Annotated in this window: 11 protein-coding genes and 2 tRNA genes; 7 read left to right on the forward strand and 6 right to left on the reverse strand. The window is 43.8% G+C overall.

All coding sequences use genetic code 11. The features are described from left to right. Positions 1 to 66: 66 nt before the first annotated feature. Entirely contained in the window at positions 67 to 1,938 is a 1,872-nt protein-coding gene (locus tag H6F72_RS11695; RefSeq protein WP_190435166.1) for a 3'-5' exonuclease, read from the forward strand. 424 nt (positions 1,939 to 2,362) lie between these two features. On the opposite strand, the gene H6F72_RS11700 is transcribed toward H6F72_RS11695, so the two are convergent. After that, positions 2,363 to 4,162, reverse strand: a complete 1,800-nt coding sequence (locus tag H6F72_RS11700) for a PEP-CTERM sorting domain-containing protein (protein WP_190435168.1) — start codon at positions 4,160 to 4,162, stop codon at positions 2,363 to 2,365. 579 nt (positions 4,163 to 4,741) lie between these two features. Here H6F72_RS11700 and H6F72_RS11705 point away from each other — a divergent pair. Further along, positions 4,742 to 4,807: transfer RNA gene (locus H6F72_RS11705), tRNA-Thr, on the forward strand. 2 nt (positions 4,808 to 4,809) lie between these two features. Beyond that, positions 4,810 to 4,886: transfer RNA gene (locus H6F72_RS11710), tRNA-His, on the forward strand. Positions 4,887 to 4,905: 19 nt separating this feature from the next. Here H6F72_RS11710 and H6F72_RS11715 read toward each other — a convergent pair. The 3 genes from H6F72_RS11715 to H6F72_RS11725 all read right to left on the reverse strand — a co-directional run bounded on the left by H6F72_RS11715 (position 4,906) and on the right by H6F72_RS11725 (position 6,643). Further along, positions 4,906 to 5,490: a thermonuclease family protein gene (locus H6F72_RS11715; RefSeq protein WP_190435171.1), complete on the reverse strand. Its 585-nt coding sequence runs from the start codon at positions 5,488 to 5,490 to the stop codon at positions 4,906 to 4,908. A 9-nt stretch (positions 5,491 to 5,499) separates the two neighbouring features. Next, positions 5,500 to 6,204, reverse strand: a complete 705-nt coding sequence (locus tag H6F72_RS11720) for a thermonuclease family protein (protein WP_190435174.1) — start codon at positions 6,202 to 6,204, stop codon at positions 5,500 to 5,502. 148 nt (positions 6,205 to 6,352) lie between these two features. Next, the gene (locus H6F72_RS11725; protein WP_190435177.1) at positions 6,353 to 6,643 is read right to left on the reverse strand and encodes a hypothetical protein; all 291 of its coding nucleotides are present in this window, start codon (positions 6,641 to 6,643) and stop codon (positions 6,353 to 6,355) included. 253 nt (positions 6,644 to 6,896) lie between these two features. Between H6F72_RS11725 and H6F72_RS11730 the strand changes: the two genes are divergently transcribed. Together H6F72_RS11730 and H6F72_RS11735 are read left to right on the forward strand one after the other, a co-directional pair. Continuing rightward, positions 6,897 to 7,679 carry a HipA family kinase gene (locus tag H6F72_RS11730; RefSeq protein WP_190435180.1) on the forward strand — a complete coding sequence of 261 codons (783 nt, stop codon included), beginning with the start codon at positions 6,897 to 6,899 and terminating at the stop codon, positions 7,677 to 7,679. Positions 7,680 to 7,707: 28 nt separating this feature from the next. Continuing rightward, positions 7,708 to 8,544: a DUF3037 domain-containing protein gene (locus H6F72_RS11735; RefSeq protein WP_190435183.1), complete on the forward strand. Its 837-nt coding sequence runs from the start codon at positions 7,708 to 7,710 to the stop codon at positions 8,542 to 8,544. Between the two features lie 301 nt (positions 8,545 to 8,845). Here the strand turns inward: H6F72_RS11735 and H6F72_RS11740 are convergent, their stop codons facing one another. Beyond that, complete coding sequence (locus H6F72_RS11740; RefSeq protein WP_190435185.1) at positions 8,846 to 9,478, reverse strand: hypothetical protein; 633 nt, start codon at positions 9,476 to 9,478, stop codon at positions 8,846 to 8,848. Positions 9,479 to 9,759: 281 nt separating this feature from the next. Beyond that, positions 9,760 to 10,326, reverse strand: coding sequence for a site-specific integrase (locus H6F72_RS11745; protein ID WP_190435188.1), 567 nt, complete (start codon positions 10,324 to 10,326; stop codon positions 9,760 to 9,762). Positions 10,327 to 10,944: 618 nt separating this feature from the next. On the opposite strand from H6F72_RS11745, the gene H6F72_RS11750 reads away from it, so the two are divergent. Together H6F72_RS11750 and H6F72_RS11755 are read left to right on the forward strand one after the other, a co-directional pair. Further along, positions 10,945 to 12,345 carry a DNA cytosine methyltransferase gene (locus H6F72_RS11750; RefSeq protein WP_190435193.1) on the forward strand — a complete coding sequence of 467 codons (1,401 nt, stop codon included), beginning with the start codon at positions 10,945 to 10,947 and terminating at the stop codon, positions 12,343 to 12,345. Positions 12,346 to 12,392: 47 nt separating this feature from the next. Further along, positions 12,393 to 14,432, forward strand: a complete 2,040-nt coding sequence (locus tag H6F72_RS11755; protein WP_190435196.1) for a Z1 domain-containing protein — start codon at positions 12,393 to 12,395, stop codon at positions 14,430 to 14,432. Positions 14,433 to 14,950: the final 518 nt, after the last annotated feature.

Genomic DNA, 14,950 nt, shown 5'->3' on the forward strand with positions numbered 1-14,950 from the left:
AGTTGGTGCAACGGCGTTGGGTAAATTAAGCCTAGATCCAACCAGTTCCAACGATTTTCAAACCTTATGGCAACCTTGATTCCCGCTTTGAATAGCTGCTTATCTCGGATGACGGCTGGGGAAAAACGGTTAGCTGCCAGATTGGAGGCAAAGCTGGAGGATGATTATCTGCTTTGGTATGACGTGCCAATTGGCCCAAAGCAGTTACACCCAGACTTCATTGTTCTGCATCCCAGCCGAGGGCTCTTCATCTTGGAGGTCAAGGACTGGAAGCTAGACCACATTCACCGGGCAACTTCTACTTCAGTTGAGTTGGTCACTCCAAACGGCATTAAACAGGTAATGAACCCTTTGGCTCAAGCTAGAGGCTACGCTTTCGCGGTGAACGAACTCTTAGAGCGAGATCCCCTGCTGGTGCAGTCAGGACGCTACCAAGGCAAGCTACTGTTCCCTTATGGCTATGGGGTAGTCCTGAGCAACATCACTCGCACGGCTTTTGAGCAAACTGACTTAGGTGAAGTCCTAGAACCGCATCTTGTCATCTGCAAAGATGAAATGACTGATAAGGTTGACCCTGAAACCTTTCAGAAGCAGCTCTGGGATCTGTGTGCTTATCAATTCGGCTCCACGCTCAGGCGATCGCAGATTGATCGAATTCGCTGGCACCTCTTTGCCGATATCCGAATCTCATTTGAGCAGCTGACAATTTTTGGAGAGAGAAACGTTATAGAAGAGTCGAAGCCGGAGACGTTGATCCCAGACCTAATCAAAATCATGGATCTGCAACAGGAGCAGCTAGCCCGTAGCCTAAGAGATGGGCATCGGGTGATTCACGGGGTTGCCGGGTCTGGGAAGACTTTGATTTTGGCCTACCGTTGTCAGCATTTAGCACAAGGAACCACTAAGCCACTTCTCGTGCTCTGCTTTAATGTCTCCCTGGCTGCTCGGCTGCGACAGATGATTCAAGCCAAAGAACTCAGCGATCAGGTTCAAGTGCGCCACTTTCACGGCTGGTGCATAGACCAGCTCAAAGCTTACAGACTCCCCACACCTGACTCTCGCCAATATCGAGGGGATGAATATGTAGAGCAGCTGGTGCAGCGAGTAATTCAAGCTGTGGACCAGAATGCTATTCCAGGGGGCCGATATGGAGCCGTCATGATTGATGAAGGCCATGACTTTCAACCAGAGTGGCTCAAGCTGGTCGTGCAGATGGTGGACCCAGACACTGACTCTCTCCTAGTCCTCTATGACGATGCCCAAAACCTCTATGGCGAAGCAGGCAAGCAGAAGTTCAGCTTCAAGAGCGTAGGGATTAAAGCCCAAGGACGGACTACGATACTCAAGCTCAACTACCGCAACACGAGTGAAGTGCTGACGCTGGCCTACGAGTTTGCCAAGGAAGTGATGGCTCCAACGGAAGGCTCAGAAGAGGACACCCCTGTCTTAGTGGAACCTCAAAGTGCAGGCCGTCATGGACCGATGCCGGAGTTGATCCGACTACCCAGCTTCAAGCATGAGGTGGACTATCTCACAGAGCGAGTGCAGCAGTTCTATGAGCGAGGTACGCCTTGGAATGAGATGGCGATCGTCTACCGTTCCAAGTTCATGGGTGAACGGTTCTATCAACAATTGCAGCAAGCTCAGGTGCCCGTAGAGTGGGTGAATGCCAGCAGTGCCAGCCGCCACTTCAACTTGGCGGAGCCCAGCATCAAACTCATTACGATGCACTCTAGTAAGGGGCTAGAATTTCCAGTCGTCTTTATCCCAGGAGTGGGTTACTTGCCCAATCAATACAGTACGGTTCAAGAAGAGACCAGGCTGTTCTATGTGGCGATGACACGAGCGATTGACCAGTTAGTTCTGACGTGCGATCGCGACTCAGAGTTCGTGAGCAAAGTTGGGGCGGCTTTGGCAAAAGTGCCGTCAGGAAGGTAATAAAGCGAGGGGTGAGCAAGCTTAGTGTAGCTTGAAACCCTTTCTGAGTAAGGGTTTACAAGTGGTTTGTAGATGTTCATGATGCTATTAAATATATATAGCAGTCTGAACATCTACAAACCACCCTCTATTCCTCTCCACGCAACCGTTTCAGACTCTTGGCCTATCAAAATGTTCACGGTAAACATTTTGGACTAGCCGTTACAACTTTGTCGATGCCTCGCGTTCAACTTCAACACTTAGAGAAACAAATTCACCAGCAACTGTTAACCCCAACCACATGGATTGCTGCGGTCGGATTAATTGCCCTGTGATCGCGCAGCGCTCCTCTTGCTGGGCGATCGCTGAGTTAAAGTAACAGTTGAAAATCCTTCAAGAATTCATGGATCGGCAAGCTGCATCCTGAGGAGAAGCTGAAACCCTTTTATGAATTTCCCGATGACCGTTGACGCTTCCGCTTGATAATGGAACCAATACTAAATGCCACCATTACCCCTAATGCAGAGGAAGGTTCAGGAACTGATGCAGGTGTTGGAGCTCGGCCACTGACACTAAGAAGTCGAACATCACCAACAAAATCATCAGATGTTACTCCTAAGGATGAATATAATTTGGACAAGTTTAGCTCTAGAGAAGAAACAGACCTAAAGGCAGATCCTACCGTTTGATCACATTCCTCATTTGCACAGCGATGGGTTGACTGCCAACTAAAGTTAAATCCAGGAATTGCTTCATATTCTTCATAGGAATTATCTCCTGCTTTTATTCCCACTAACTGTGTGTTGAATACAATGGGAATGCCAGGATTTGAAGGCATTAGAGGACTATCCGCAAACAATAAAACTGTGCTTAAAGGGTTTTCTCTAATGGCTTTGTTGTAGTCTGCGTAGCCTCCACCGAATCCTGGAATGTCGTAATAAAAATCTTTAGTATCGGTATTATGAGCGCCACACGATTCTGAACTAGCTCGATTATGAGGGCAAATTTTTTGACCTAAATACAAAGGGTCAAAAAATTTGCCAGTTTGAGTGTTGATATTGCCATTATCAACTACTTTTAGCCCAGTACCAGTAAACCAGTCTGTATTGGGTGGTACCTGACTAACAATTTGTAACCAATTGAATGAGCTATACCCCATTGCTGCTGCAATGGCAGCTATAGGAACGGAGCCGAGAGTTTTTCCTTGAGGTTGAAATTGTGCAGAAATCGTGTTTCTACTAGTTTTTATCGTTTTTTCAAACTCTGCTAAAGTGTTTGCCAAAATAGATTCAGCAGATTCAAAAATTACTTTGCCTGAATCAACAAAACTAGTAGTAGGAATAGGTGATTTATCTGAACTTACTGGAACAAAAATATTTGTGCCATCACTGTAAAGTCCTGGTGCTGTTGGTAGGAGAACATTTGAAGAAGCAGCAGTGATTGGATGGCTGATTATCCCTATATCACCTTCACCTAATGCAAGTTGGTATTGAATTAATGCAATTGTTGGTTCGCCAACTACATTACCTGCAAAGTAAGAACCGTAGTGAGGTTGCATTAAGTACAAACGCCTACCTGAAGGCGACCAAAGCCTCAAATAATCGTTCAGGGATGGCGCACTGGTAAAAAACGAACTCTGCTCGCTAGAAATCGTAGTCAACGCAGGATCAGATCCTATCGGAATGTTGCCCTTGCCTGAACTGGAAAACCCATTAGGATAAGCCTCATTTGGCGATACTTTATATGTCTGTTCAACTCCTTCACCCAAAAATATATTCTTACTGTAAAGCCCATTTTCTAGTGGAACCTGCTCAATGTATCCTTCAAGCGTCCATGTCTCTGTGTATTCTGAGGTGCCACCTAAATAGTACGTTGGATTAAAGAAACGTAAGCCTGCTTTAACGCCTTGATCAGTAGTCTTAAATGAGAAGAAATCTCTTGTGCTTGAAGCAGAAGGTACAAGTTCTTCATTAGGTGCATAGGGAAAACAAAAAGGTTTATCCAGGAACACGGTTGATGTAAGACCATCATTTTCTAAGGTGGCCCCTGGAATAAAGCCGTAGTTTCCATCGCAACTAAAGCTTGCACCACCAATATTCAAACTTTGTCCAGCTGGCAGTTCTTGTCCTGTTCGAGTTATTTTCCACGCCTGAGCAGCAGGTTGAAAAAGTGCACTACTAGTAATTATGGTTAGAGTGGTTGCCAATGCGAATCTTAAAGCAGAGCTAATCTCGATCGTTTGCATCTTCTTTTCTCTTATCATCTGGATTTAAAAAACTCTTTTGATGCCCTAAGCAAAATCTTAATGAGTGAAAACCAAACATCCTCTGTAATTTTACTGAAAGCGGAAGTAGGTATTTAGTGAAAAACAAATGTTAATGAGAACAGCAATAATTGTAAAGAATTCAGCCTCTCCTCATTCGCAAAAATAATTAATTGAGGTGCCTAGTATTTATTGAATCTTTAAATATTAAGAGTCACATTTACTCAAACTTTATAATTTATTCGAAATAGGGGTTGTGCTAAAGAACCCAGATTCCTACGACTGATTGCACAAATGCTCAAAGCAGGGGTACAAACGCCTGGAGGCGTAGTGGTCGATGAACTAGGCAGTCCGCAAGGATCAACTGTCTCCGGTGATTGCGAACATCTTCCTTGACCATGTTCTAGACCAGTGGTGCGTCAGCACTGTCGAGGATACTATTCCATCATTCGCTATGCCGACGACACGATGCTGTTGGTTGAACGGGAAGACAATGCTTACCACTGGTTCATACCCTTCACATCAGTGAGTGCAATTCTCACCTCCGCTACCAATGCTGGTGTGGCTCAACGGCAGAGCAGTCGCCTTGTAAGCGGAAGGTTAGGGGTTCGAGTCCCCTTGGCTCCACTGTGACTGAACCCGAAGAGGTGGAGGGGCTGGTTTGTGACACCAGTGTTAGCGAGTTCGACTCTCGTCAGTCACCCCACATCAAAGCGGCGATCGCCTCAATGTTTAACGGCTGGAGCAACTGCCCAAACGCCTCGTTGGTTTTGCTTCGCTTCTTTCATACCCTGCTGCACTACGTCCCAGTTGGGACAGTGATCAGCAAACTTCTCATAGGGGTAAGCCCAGCCAGCTACGACCATCTCGTACTGGACAAACTTCTCCTCGTCAGAACGCGGAGTTGGGACATTCACCTCGGCCACTTTTCTCCCTTGGCGATCGGTGTCAGCGATCGTTAGAATGACGTGATTGTTGGCTTGGGCAAAGAGCGACCGCAGGTGATCTCGACTTCTCACTCCCAGAGGTTGATCTAGTTGTGGTGCATTAACGCAAGCCAAACGAATTATTTCAACTCGGCCCTGCTGTTGCACCTGGAAGGTATTACCATCCTCAACACTTCCTGGGACCACATTCCAGTGCCCACTCAGCATCTCACCAGGGCTTTTGGTCAAGGCTGGTTTTTTCCAATTGGTGCTGGGATTATCGTAGTGGGGTCGAGAAGGTTGCGATCGCTGCCACTGCTGGTAAATAGGAACAGTGACAACGGCGATCGCGAGTAGGGGCAGCCAAGCAACAAGGTGCTTCATGTTAGGGAATTAGCTCTCACACCCCACCCCATCTTTGTCTCCATCAAATCTATGCGGGTCAGGTGCTATCACTGTGAACCGTCTCTCTGAAATGTTTCCACAATCTAAATCGGGTGGTCCGGGTGGGATACACACACCTGGATAAGCTGGGGAACAGTTAGAGGTTTGAGCAGCAGGTTGTGGAGTGGTAGGCCAATTAATTGCGGGGACAGGGGTAGAAGTGCCTCGCTTACCTGCTCTGAAATCCCACGGCATGATTGGATTAGCTTGGCTCCAGAAGGCTAGCTTTCGTTGCTTGGCCTTTGTTTCTGCTTGGAGATAGCGATCCTTGGTAGCAGCACAATCGCTTAAGTACTGCCGATAAACTACGGCTCGCCCCTCCTGAACCATTTGCAGATCCACCGACTGCCCGTTTTTGAATACCTCGGCTACGGTGCGGCGGTAACGGTCTATTTCTACGACCCGCAGTTGCACACTCTGATTCTTGGATAGAAACTGACTGAGACGTGTTGCCGCTTCCTTCCCTCCAGCTTGGTTAGCCTCTGGCGCGTCTATGCAGGCGAGCCTCACGGTGATAGGTTTTCCGTTCACTTGAACGCGCAGTGTGTCTCCATCACCCGTGCTAATGACAGTACCCGTTTGGTTAGTTTGGGCTAGGAGTCGTGAGGGTGAGATGAGGGCGATCGCCGCTGCCAATGCCAAAAATCGATTCATGCTTTCACCGGGAGGAGGCAGGTTTAGAGTTCCCTATTGCGGTGGAAGAGGTAACGCAATTGTTTGGCGTCAGATGGCGACTTTGCCAAGATGGGTCTTTGATGGTAAAACAATTAACTACTTAAACCTACTATCCAGCAGAAAGTCACTACGAAGAAGCTACTTGCACTGAGCCAGTAATGGCTTGAGATAGCACCAAAGGATCAAAACGCTCACAAGGTATATCTGTAAAACCAGATGAAATGTGGTCTCCATCAGCCGCATTATAGTCATAGCACCAAGTGCCATCGGGAGCGCCCCAAAAAATAGACTTTCCATCTGGCAGCCAGATCATAATTCCAAAAATTCCGCCACCACTGTGCCAGTATTGAGCGTTAATATCCCTACCCCGCAGTGTGTCGATTACTTTTGTAATAGAGTTGTTAGTTAATTCATTCATCTTCTACAATCCCATACCTCGATTACTCTAGCGCTATCTCAAAGTCTTCCTATACATATCTACTAGCTCCAATTATCATAAAGTGTTAGACATCTACCTCAACAGCTAAACTCTTGGCTCAAAACATTGGGGACTCATAGTATGTCTGCTTCTGACGTTCATTTGGTTTGCCCCAAACAAAGCCGTAGAGGTCGCCCCAGAGTAAATAACATTCATCCTTGGTAAAAAATCTTCCTGATTCCAAAATACCGATGTGAGCAATAACTCAAACAACGTAATAGGTGAAGCAGGATGGGATCTAGCTTTAGAGGAATTGCTCAGAAGTCCTGAAGACCCTATTCTTTTGCTTGATTTTGGTGGACAGGATTGGCGTTCTGCGGCTCGTCCAGTCTTAGCTAGAGGCATTGATCAAAAACAATATATTGTTAAGGGAAAACAGGCGGGCAGACAAATTGTTAATGATCAGATCGTTGCTCGATTAGGAGTTGCGATGGGTGCTCCAGTCGGAGAACCTAAAATTGTTGAAATTTCACCAGATTTACTTGAGTTGTACCCTCAATACGATTTCCTGAAGCCTGGGACAGCCCATGCGACTCGTTTCATTTCGAATTGTTCTGATGACCGCGAACCAATTCAATTTGCGCAGCACACTGACAACAGAGCACGATTTGCTTTGCTGAGTGTTTTGTTCGGATGGGTCTACAGTCAGGATAAACAGTTCCTTTATCAAAAGCATTACCCCAATCTTGTCTATTCTGTAGATCATGGCCATTTTTTTCCTAATGGTCCGCAATGGACAATAGCAAACCTTAGAACAATTTCCAGAGCTGAGGTAGACCCAGATTTGGTTTCAGTTTGTGGATTGAATCAAGATGAAGTAAAGTCAGCTCTTTTAATGTTGGCAGGTGTTACAGAAGCAACTATTATTCAAGCAGTAGCTAGCCCCCCAAATGAGTGGGGGCTTACAATGGAAGAACGAATTGTACTAGTGGAGTATTTACTCAGACGGCAACAAGAGTTGCTGGATGCCCTTTAGGCACGGTTCTGGAAGGGAGGTAGCGCAGATGGTAAATCGGTACAGCATCATAAAATACGTTCCTGATCCAATCGCAGAAGAGCGAATCAATGTTGGAGTGATTGCCTTCAATGAGGATGCTGTTCAAGTGCGTTTCTTATCGAATTGGGATCGAGCCCGTTGCTTCGGAATGGAGGACATTCATTTCCTAAGGAATTTTGCTGAGCGCATGGAAGATGCAGCTTTAGTAGGGCTATTGTTCCCAGGAGACGAGCCAGGTAACACTCCTAAACAGGATCGACTAGCTAGAATTGCTAAGGGGTGGATTAATAGTATTCAATTCACAGAACCTCGCGGATCACTAGATACTCTAGACGGATTGCTTGAGTATGCTGCTCAAACTTATCTTCGCGAGCCCCAACCTGAGCCAAAATCTGCCCTACGCGATCGCGGCGAGGCTGCTTCGGTAACACGGATTAAAACTCGTGAAGCACTTCAAAAACGTTTTGGAAAAAAAGCCAAGGATTTACTAAGAAGTGATTATGAAGTTCGGGGTAGAGATAAACAAAATAAGTTCGATGTTGCAGTTGCAAATGGCAGACTTTACTTAGCTGCACATGCTATCTCTTTTGAAGTATCTGTTAGAGAGATAGTTAGAGAATCAGTACTTTGGAGGGTTTCAGATGTTAAGAAGGCACAGCCCAATTTGCCATTAGCAGTTGTGACGTTGCCACCAAAGTTAGAAAACCCTCACTATGAACACTTACAAAAGGTTTACCTGAAAACAACTGAAAATTGTAAGAGTTTTGGTGCGGACGTAATTGGCGAGAATGAGGTTGAATCTTGGGTTTCTGACCATCTCGTTAATGTGGAATTGCTGAGATAAGCATTTAAGTTTTAGATCTGATTTATAAATCAAATCTAAAGTGCTAAAACAACTCTAATCCAGAGAATTTGTTCAATTTAGTCGTAGTGGAGAACTAGCATCGCTATCTGCTACGACTAAGTTTTGAGGTCACAGCGTGGTAAGGCAGAGAAAATCGGCAGTTAGCTAGAAGTTCAAAGAGGCGATCCGTTCACTGCGAAATGCATCACAGGTTATGTGGGAAGGGAGAGCTAAATGATCTTCTCAACCCAATCGTGTGGCTCTCATCACAACTATTTTACAACTACACAGATTGGATGGCTCACTTTGAGCCTAAGATTAGTTGTTTCAAGTCTATTGAAAATCCAAATATACCAGGTTTTGCTTCAACAGAAGAAACAATTCTCTCTGCCACATCATTTTTTGCTTGAGAGTTTAAACGTCGGCAATACCAAGCAAAGATATTATTATTTTGATGAATTTCTTCTTCGAGCGATTTTAGAATTTCTATATATTGAAAAGGATTAGATTCCGCCCCTGGAAACCGAAGCAATAAAAACTTGTCACCTTTTTCTGGATCAAATAAAGATAGGCATTTTGAAATCACAAGCATATAAATATCTTGAGTTTTAGCTAAATCCTCAGCAGTTTCAGGCTGCCATATTTTTTTGGTAACACTTCTTCGAGTTTCCTTGTATGCAGATTTAAGTGGTAGTACTACTTCTGCTTTATCTCCTAAAGCTTTGCCAAAATTAGCTATTAAAGTAACAAAAGAATCGACTGAAGTTAAACCTTCATACAGTTCATGAACTACCAAATACATCCAGTACTTTTGGTGAAATGAATTTTCAAAGCTATCAGTATAAGTTAAATTACCACCATTATGATATACAAACCTGTTACCAATACCAGCCGAAATGGAGTGCTTGTCTGAGGAATTTGATCTTTGGTTCATTTCGCTTACTAATGATATTAACTACTTAGCAAAACTAGATTTATATCCAATACCCTTAAATAATTAAGCCTAATACAGCATCACAGTTCAGTTTTAGGATAGACACCTTCGGAAATTCTCATTAAATAGAAGGTTTAGCGATCGTTAACCTTAATTTTAATCCTGACGTTGCACTAGTGCCTCCTCTATTGATTCAAGCTATACAACGACCCTATTCACTCGCTGCCAGTAACCTTGTGCTCCCAATCAAACAACTTATGAGCAAAGCAACTGGCCACACCTTAGAAATGGAGAGCCGCGATCGCCCCCTCCAATTGCAATTCCGACACCTCTAGATACCGTTGAAGTGCTTGCAAGCTGCGGTGCCCCGATATCTCCTGAATCACCCGCAGTGGTATCCCCGCACTGCTCATCTGAGTCAGGGCGGTTCGTCTAAAGCTGTGAGTGCTGACTCCTTCCAACCCCAAGCGATCGCACGTCTCCCTGAGAATCTCATCGGCTGACTTGGGATTGATGTGCCCGCGCCCATGCCGCCCTGGGAAGAGGTACTGCTTGCCCGCCCCAGCTTTATACGTTTCCAGGTATCCCCTTAGAACTGCGTTAACTGGAATCTGCCGCGTCTCCTGCTTGCCCTTAGTGTTGGCCTTCCGCAGAGTAATCTTCATTCTGACCCCCGCTGCATCATAAGCATCTGGGGTGAGCATCGAGCAGGCTTCACTGATGCGGCAGCCCGTGTAGAGGCAGATACCAAAGAGCGCCCGATCGCGATCGCCCTCAAACGCCTCAAACAATTTCTTGATCTCGCCGGGGGTCAAAACCTTGGCTTGGCCGTGACCGTCTACTTTCATCGAGCAGCCTCAACAATTACCTGAACTAAGTCTAGTTTCTTCAGGTAAGACAGTCAAACTATTGATACTCCGTTGTTACGTCTGAATGGAGAGAAGCAGTTAATCCCAGCTTATCGATCGCTTCGTTCCTAAAGTGGCTAAAACCCTGATTCTGCCGTTGACTAATAAGTTTTACTTAACTTACATTTGAAGAGGTAGGCAGCTTAGTTATTTCTGAGTGTTAGGTAATGGGCTAGGAATTAAAAGACTTTTACTCAATTGTGTTCTACACACTTTGGCTTTGACGCTACTGCTATTTAGTTGCCATACTTTGGAGGAAGTGATTAAAGCACCAGAATGAAACAACACGAACTTTTACTTCACCAATCAAAGCCATACGTGATCAACTTATCTATACAAGACGTTGAGTATCACCTAAGCAGCAAGCTATTGAATCCTCAGTACAGGACAAGTAACAAAAAGGCATGCTTAGGAAGATCTAACCTTATGATTTCTGAGTTAAGGCTGTTCTATTACTCTTATACGAATTAAATACATAAAATGGTCTTCATAGACCGCATAATTAACATTGGCATATCTCTAAAGTTTCAACCAGCTACTATCCAGTGTCAATTTTAGATGCGTAAACCAGCTTGCAGCCCAGGATCACGTCTTCGTTATAGAGCTAATATCAAATTAGCGAACCAACAAGACAAATTATTAAATTTAGAAATTTGTCAACAAGGAAACTTACTAGATTTACAAAAGGAGAAAGCGAATAACTTAGGTAGTCTTACATACTTGAGAAATGAGTTACGAGTAGTCGATTTATTTGCAGGAGCAGGAGGAATGGGTTTAGGCTTTCTGATGGCCAATAGCCAAAAGAAAGGCTTCCGAATCATTCAAGCTGCTGAGCTTAATCCAATATATGTTAAGAGCTTAGAAAAAAATCACCAGTACTTCTCACAGCACACGGCCTATAAAGTAGATGACTGTTCTCCAAAAGAGTTTTCACCTATAGACTTAAGCTCTCAAATTGGTCGTAACCTTGTAAAGGAAGCTGTCGATCGTGCAGGTGGGGTTGATATTTTAATTGGCGGTCCGCCATGCCAAGGATTTTCTCAGTCTAACCGTAATTCCTGGAGCCCAGAGAATCCATATAACAAACTTGTTGAGATGTTTGTCAAGTGCGCTGTAGAACTGGAGCCCAAAGTCATCCTTATGGAAAACGTTCAGGGGATTCTTTGGACACCAAGACCTATTGAAGGAAAGGCAAAAGAACTAGGTGTAGTTGACTACGTTTCAAAGAAATTAATGGATGCTGGATATATCCTTTTTCCAGCAGTCGTAGATGCAGCTTGGTATGGTGTTCCTCAACATAGAAATAGATTTTTTCTATTAGCCTTGCACAGAAGTATGGGATATACACACAGTGATTTTGGTGAGTGGGGAGCATTCCCAAAACCAACTCATGGTTCTTTAGGAAAGTATGATTATGTAACCGTGCAAGATGCAATTGCTGATTTACCTAGAGTCAATAATGGTGAGAATAGAGTTATCCAGGAATATCAAGGTCCTAGTGGAGAAAATTTAAGAATTAATCCTTTCTTGTCGCTGATGCGCCAAATGGCACCGAAGGAAACAATTGAAGGTCATATAGTGTCGCGTCAAGCAGATTACGTTATAGAGCGATACAAGAACATACCACAGGGTGGAAATTGGCAGAATATCCGTCACATGATGGACAACTATAAAGATATTTCTAGAACACACAGCAATATCTACAGAAGACTAAGGTGGAGTGAGCCATCAATAACAATTGGGAATTATAGAAAAAGCATGATCATTCACCCAATACAGGATAGGGGGTTATCCCTGCGGGAGGCCGCCCGTTTACAGTCACTTCCCGATTGGTTTACTTTTTGCGGATCTGTGAATGATTCTGTTACTAGTGGCATCATGCATAAACAACAACAATTAGCTAATGCTGTCAGCTTTCTTCTAACTCGAGCTATAGCTGACTACATCCTCAAACTGTAGTTTAGAGATTGTTTTTCATAACCCTCAACTTAGATTCAGGCTAGTTTATGGCTTCGACAAATCCTGGCAACAATATTGCTAATCTTCGTGATTACTTGCAGCGTGAGGAAAATATTTCTTCTCAAGACTTTGACAGTATTTTACGTGATGCAACAGATATTCTCCAGCGTTGTACGAATCCTGGTGAAGCAAGTTATACCCAAGGATTAATTTATGGAAATATTCAAAGTGGAAAAACGGCTGTAATTATCACGACTATGGCCTTAGCAGCCGATAATGGCTATAGAAATTTTATTGTTATGACATCTAATTTAAATGATCTTTACAATCAAACGCTTGATAGAATACAACGCTCATTAGATGGTTTTCAGGTTTTAGGAAAGCGGGATTTTCAGCGGCATGCAGGATCTGCCGTAGTTATGCCCTTAGCACTAGTTTCTTCAAAGAATCCTGCAGTTTTAAGGAAAGTTATTGGTTTGGTCGAGCGAGCATCTTGGCAAAGCCAAACAACTATGATTATTGACGACGAAGCAGACCAAGCAAGCTTAGATACTAATGTTAACGATCCCAATCGGCCTAGGAGTGCTACCAATCAGCAAATTACTAATTTAAGACAAATACTAGCTTCTTATGTTTACCTACAGACAACTGCTACCCCTCAAGCATTGCTTCTTCAAAACAAAAATAGTCTTTTCAGACCAAATTTTGTTGTCCCAACTACCTCGGGTACAGGGTATGTAGGAGGCAACTACTTCTTTAGTAGTGATGACTTTGGCAACTCCGATCACGTGCGAGTTGTTCCATTCATTGATGTTACGAATCTAAGAAACAATAACAACATCCCCGACACTGTAGCTCAGTCACTATTAGTATTCTTTGTGGGAGCAGCAATCCTTAGAATCCAAGGTAGCACTAAGAACTATACTTATTTACTTCACACAAGTTTTAGGCAAGCTGATCACTCCTTAGCAACTCGACTAGTTGATGAGTATAAAAATCAATTAGCTGTTGAGCTCACTCTGGCAGATAGAAATTCCATAGATGCAGCACCTGCACATTTTAGAGAAGGCTTAGAGCAGGCATATGCAGATATGGAAAGAACATTTTCAAACACTCCACCATTCGAGGAAGTAATTGCGGAAGCGGCTAGGGCAATTGCTTCTACTGAAGTTATAGAAATTAACTCTACTACTGGTGCGGGTGTCAGTCCTAATCCATCGAGAAGACATACCCTTTATATTGGAGGGACTAAGATTGGACGTGGTGTGACAATCAAAAATTTACTTGTTACCTATTACGGTAGAGATGCACTATATCCCCAGATCGACACAGTTTTACAACATGCTCGAATGTATGGATATAGACAAGCAGAATTACCTGCTATTCGAATCTATTTACCACAGCATTTAGGTATTCGATTCTATGATATTCATAGAACAGACGATATTTTAAGAGAAAAATGCAGAATATCGCATTCAGCAATTCCAGTTATTCCCTTAATGGCAAGAAATATAAGACCTACTCGAAAAAATGTTTTAGATGACAATACAGTTGATTTATCTGCCTATTTAGGTGGGCAACAATACTTCCCCCTTTTACCAATTTCTCAGCCTGATTTTTTAGGGAATCAGACAGAAATGTTAGACAACTATCTAAATACATATGACGAGAGAATTTCTTATTCAATTACTGCAGATGACCTTTTATGGTTCCTAAACTTCAATTTTGCTGCACCTGAATCTAGAGGAACCTGGAGAGACGAATTAATTCGTCAAGTGATTTCATCACTACGAAACCTGCCTCAATACGGCAACCGTGCATGTTTATTAATTGTCAGCCGTAACTCAGAGCGTAAAAAAGATAAATCTAGAGAATATAGAGGCATTGGTAGTGTTTTACCTGGTGGATTTACTCCTAGCCGTTATGGAGTGCCTACTGACTGCCCCACTCTCTTATTAACTAGGTTTAACGGAGACATTGATCGGTTGCCTGATGGAACTAACCGAGGTTGGGATGGAGTACCATTCTGGGTTCCTGTAGTTCAACTTCCGGATGGCAATTATGCTTTCTCTATAAATCATAGTTAGCATGGCTCTGACAATGGATGGTTAAGGCATTGGTGGCGGGCAATCGACCATGTTTAGGGGACTAAAGAACTGGAGCAGTGCTGGGTCTAAATTTCTTCTAGCCTCGTTCTTGCAAGAGCTTGTCATGCAACAGTCAAAGCAAAGCTAAAACCCTACTAATTCCGTGGTCGAGTTCCCAAGTCTTCTTCCAATTTTCCTACAAGCTAGTTTCTTAGAACGTTTGCCCAGACGGAGTTTGAGCTATGTTTATCCCCCCTTCAGATTTAGACAAAGTTTAGGCAAGGTTGTAGAGCGAGGCACTAAACCTCATATAAACAGAGAGATTTGAATTTCACTCTAGGGACTCATAAGCCCAAGGCAACAGTTCAAATACTGCTTGAGTCATTCATTCCATATGTAGCATGGTGCTACTAGCTATCCTGGTCTGATGGTAGTAGTGCTGCAATGAAGGACCAGCGGGCGCATTTGAACAGAAAGTTACGGTTTTGAATGAGGGGCTGAGCTGATATGGGGGCACA

The sequence above is a fragment of the Trichocoleus sp. FACHB-46 genome (assembly GCF_014695385.1).
In the GTDB taxonomy this organism is placed as follows: Bacteria; Cyanobacteriota; Cyanobacteriia; order FACHB-46; family FACHB-46; genus Trichocoleus.

What these genes read in the sequence shown, in the direction of transcription:
- H6F72_RS11740 (WP_190435185.1), bottom strand. Translation starts at nt 9,478, where the DNA reads ATGAACCAAAGATCAAATTCCTCAGACAAGCACTCCATTTCGGCTGGT.
- H6F72_RS11725 (WP_190435177.1), bottom strand. Translation starts at nt 6,643, where the DNA reads ATGAATGAATTAACTAACAACTCTATTACAAAAGTAATCGACACACTG.
- H6F72_RS11720 (WP_190435174.1), bottom strand. Translation starts at nt 6,204, where the DNA reads ATGAATCGATTTTTGGCATTGGCAGCGGCGATCGCCCTCATCTCACCC.
- H6F72_RS11745 (WP_190435188.1), bottom strand. Translation starts at nt 10,326, where the DNA reads ATGAAAGTAGACGGTCACGGCCAAGCCAAGGTTTTGACCCCCGGCGAG.
- H6F72_RS11700 (WP_190435168.1), bottom strand. Translation starts at nt 4,162, where the DNA reads ATGCAAACGATCGAGATTAGCTCTGCTTTAAGATTCGCATTGGCAACC.
- H6F72_RS11750 (WP_190435193.1), top strand. Translation starts at nt 10,945, where the DNA reads ATGCGTAAACCAGCTTGCAGCCCAGGATCACGTCTTCGTTATAGAGCT.
- H6F72_RS11755 (WP_190435196.1), top strand. Translation starts at nt 12,393, where the DNA reads ATGGCTTCGACAAATCCTGGCAACAATATTGCTAATCTTCGTGATTAC.
- H6F72_RS11695 (WP_190435166.1), top strand. Translation starts at nt 67, where the DNA reads ATGGCAACCTTGATTCCCGCTTTGAATAGCTGCTTATCTCGGATGACG.
- H6F72_RS11735 (WP_190435183.1), top strand. Translation starts at nt 7,708, where the DNA reads ATGGTAAATCGGTACAGCATCATAAAATACGTTCCTGATCCAATCGCA.
- H6F72_RS11715 (WP_190435171.1), bottom strand. Translation starts at nt 5,490, where the DNA reads ATGAAGCACCTTGTTGCTTGGCTGCCCCTACTCGCGATCGCCGTTGTC.